The organism is Streptomyces daqingensis, assembly GCF_014645895.1.
In the GTDB taxonomy this organism is placed as follows: domain Bacteria; phylum Actinomycetota; class Actinomycetes; order Streptomycetales; family Streptomycetaceae; genus Streptomyces; species Streptomyces daqingensis.
Genome location: NZ_BMMP01000037.1, coordinates 1 through 3,136, shown reverse-complemented (window position 1 = coordinate 3,136; position 3,136 = coordinate 1). Strand labels below are relative to the sequence as shown.

The window sequence follows — 3,136 nt, the reverse complement described above, 5'->3', positions numbered from 1 at the left end:
TTCATCCGGCACCAAGCGCTCCACGATCCCCACGACCCCAGGCTACCGACTGCCGACCAAATGAGACGAGCTCTAAGTACGCGGTCATGCTGGCCGATCTACCACTCCCCTGAGTAGCAGCATGGTCCTGTGGTACCTGGCCGGCCCGCCCCCGGAACGCTGAAGCATCCAGAGGCGAGGAGGGCAGAGCGACTCCCCGTGGTTTCTTCGACCAAGGAGCCCATCGTGGCTTCCGCCCGGCCGTCGCTGTAGGACGGGAACTCCTGACCCTCCGCGGTGAGCGTCACTGGGCCAGTCAGCTCCAGCGTTCCCCTTTGCAGACTGAATCGGAACGGGTCGGAGCGCTAGTGGACGGCCCCTAAGCACCAACGTACTGCGTGTCAGGCGGGCGGCCTCGCTGCTCTTCGCGGCCGCGTCGCCCCGCGAAGTCGTGATGGAGATTCTCGGCACTACGAAGTAGTGACTGCCGTCAACCGTTACCGTCAAAGCCCCCGCGATCCGTGATCGCGGCCGCTGTTGGCCTGGTCATACATGGTGCCCCGGCAGGATTCGAATTTGCGCCACCCTCTGGGGGAGCGCGACCGAACCACCTTGCGTCCGCCGTTCCTAGGTAGGTCGTGGCCCACCTAGGTTGCTCGCTACCGCCACTGTGTGACGTCGAAGATGTCAGTCCCGGATGTCGGTGCATCGCGGTGAGGGGCGGTTGGCTTCCCACTGCTGCCCAGTTCCCCAGCACCTGATGGGTTGCCAGGTGCGGTGATTTAAAGTCAGATCATGGCCATGAGCGTTGAGGAGATCAAGCCCGGCGATGTGCGTACGCGCACCGAGATCCGTGCCGTGTACGGAGGGAGCCCGCAGGGAGGCATCTGCCCCTCTGAGGACAAGCACAGTGTCAATCTTTACTCGGATCCAGACGTGGGTGAACGGGCTGGGTACTACGACGGCTGGCTGGCCGAAGAAGACGAGCTGGGACGCATTTTTGAGTACACCGGCGCCGGCAAGTGCGGTGACCAGACTTTCAACGGGGTTGCTGGCTCAGGGAACAGGTCGATCCTTCGGCACGTGGAGCAAGAGCGAGTGCTTCGTGTGTTCACGCAGGAGGGTAAGTTGCCCGGAAGCGACACGAAGACTCACAGATACCTGGGGGCGTTCACGCTGGATGGGATACAGCCGTACGTGTGGCGCAGGGTTCATGACGAGAGCGGAGATGAGCGCAATGTGATCGTTTTCCGCCTGCGTGCGCAGGGAGCTATCCAGCACTCCACCGAAGACGTGATCCCTGCAGCAGAGGAGACTACGGCGGATTTGGTCCCCTTTCGGGATGTCACTGCCTCGATGTTCCAGTCAGACCCGGCAACCAGTGGTGCGTTGCCGCTACCTCAACAGCGTGTGCGTAAAAGGAGTGCTTCGAGAAAGGCCGCCCCTAATCCGGAGACTAGTGGCACCATCGTGAGTGCTAATGCATTCAGCGCCCAAATAAGCCTTCGGGCTGCCACTGCGGCGAGTGTAGCTGTTCGGCGCAAGGCCGAATTGACTCAGGCGTATAAGGAAAAGCTGGATGCGGCTGGGCACAGGACCGGGGTCTTTCAGGTCAAGGTGAAAGGCCTTACCTCAACGCTTCGCACCGACTTGTATGATGCGACAGATCACGTGCTCTACGAAGCGACGGGCTCGAATTCTCGGGCGGACGTACGGATGGCTCTTGGGAGGATTCTGGACTATAGCCGCTACGCCGTTGTGGATGGGCGAGGAGAGCCAAAGCGCGTGATCCTCTTGCCGTCCGCCCCAACCCCCGATATGTACACCCTGCTTGATCGGTATGAAGTCGGGGTCGTATATCGATCGGACGATGGGCGCTTTGTCGGAGACATGGGGTCAAAGTAGCGAGGTGCGATTCTGCCAGTCGGGAGTATGGGCGTCCCTCTAAAGCGTCCATTGATTCGCTATGCGCCCCAAGAGAGTATCGTCAGAATACGGAAGGAGGTCGAGCGGATTCATCCAAGCATCGGAGAAGTGTATGTTGAGATGAAGCGCCAAAGAAAGAAGGATATCCTGATCTGGGATGGCGTCAATCTGGAATAGTGATGCGCCCGCCACGGGTGATCTGAAGAGCGTCCCATTCCGAGGGTCCCCCCACTGTAGGTGGCCTTTCCCTATCACCCAGACGCTGTCGGGCCACTCATTGGGATTACAGGTGCGACACCATTCCATAAGATGGCTGCCGATGGTTTCAAGTTCCAAACTCTCGAATGCGACGATCATGCCCGAGGTGGGAAAGAATCTGTGAGTATCCCCGTATGCTGTGGTTGAGCGCGGAATGGTTCCGGGGATCGGCCGGTAGGCCGTTTTCGGCATCCTTCGCATCTTGCTGATCTTCTTACACGCATCGCGTAGTTGATTTCCGTCAAGCTTCGTCTTCACCTCTATCATTCCGTATACGCATTCGTTAGGTATTATCCGGTATCCGTTCAAGGTAGTGAATGGTGGCGTTCCTCGATCGATGAGTACAATGTCACATTGCGGAGATATGTCACCATTTGCTGAAATGACTTCGGCATTGTGTACAGCCTCGACGTGAGCTGGAAGGTAACCGGAAAGAAATTCCTGAACGAGTACTTCACGAGATGTCCCAGCTTCGCCGCTGTGTCTGAAATTACGGGATTGCTCAAAGTCGGCTCGCATCTGCTGTGCCACTGAGCTGAGAATCTTGCCTAGTTTCTTTGTGGTCATGCCCGGATCTTAGGGCCGACCGCTTGACCCCGAGCGTTCACATCGACTGGGCTATGCCGTGAAGTTTCCTACCAGGGCATCGTCTATACCTGCGGGGTCAGCTTGCCTGCGACGTGATCAGGGTGGGGCAGTCCTCGCTAGAGCGTCCCGCGTAAACGTAGGGGTGTGAGGTGGTGAAGCTCGGACGGTGCCGTTGGTGCCGGCGCCGCGAGTGGAGCTACGGGAGCTGCACCCATGGTCCGTCGACGAGACGCTGTCCTTTCTTGAAGCTGCTCGTTCCGACCCGCTCTACCCGGCGTTCGTTCTCGCTGTTGTGCTCGGACTCCGCCGGGGGGTGCCTCTATGTGTTTCGTCAAGCGGTGGTTGGGGTGCGTGGTTCGTAGAAGGTGCCGTCTCTGAGCATGGC

The 3,136-nt window shown here is 59.0% G+C and carries 2 protein-coding genes and 1 pseudogene; 2 read left to right on the top strand and 1 reads right to left on the bottom strand.

The window, feature by feature from the left end; translation table 11 throughout:
* The first annotated feature begins 774 nt into the window (after positions 1-774).
* Complete coding sequence (locus tag IEY56_RS28110; RefSeq protein WP_189040112.1) at positions 775-1,884, top strand: SRA domain-containing endonuclease; 1,110 nt, start codon at positions 775-777, stop codon at positions 1,882-1,884.
* Between the two features lie 39 nt (positions 1,885-1,923).
* On the opposite strand, the gene IEY56_RS28105 is transcribed toward IEY56_RS28110, so the two are convergent.
* Positions 1,924-2,730 carry a DUF6602 domain-containing protein gene (locus IEY56_RS28105; RefSeq protein ID WP_189040111.1) on the bottom strand — a complete coding sequence of 269 codons (807 nt, stop codon included), beginning with the start codon at positions 2,728-2,730 and terminating at the stop codon, positions 1,924-1,926.
* 193 nt (positions 2,731-2,923) lie between these two features.
* Between IEY56_RS28105 and IEY56_RS29235 the strand changes: the two are divergent.
* Positions 2,924-3,064 (top strand): annotated as a pseudogene (locus IEY56_RS29235) (site-specific integrase); the annotation flags it as partial.
* Positions 3,065-3,136 lie beyond the last annotated feature (72 nt).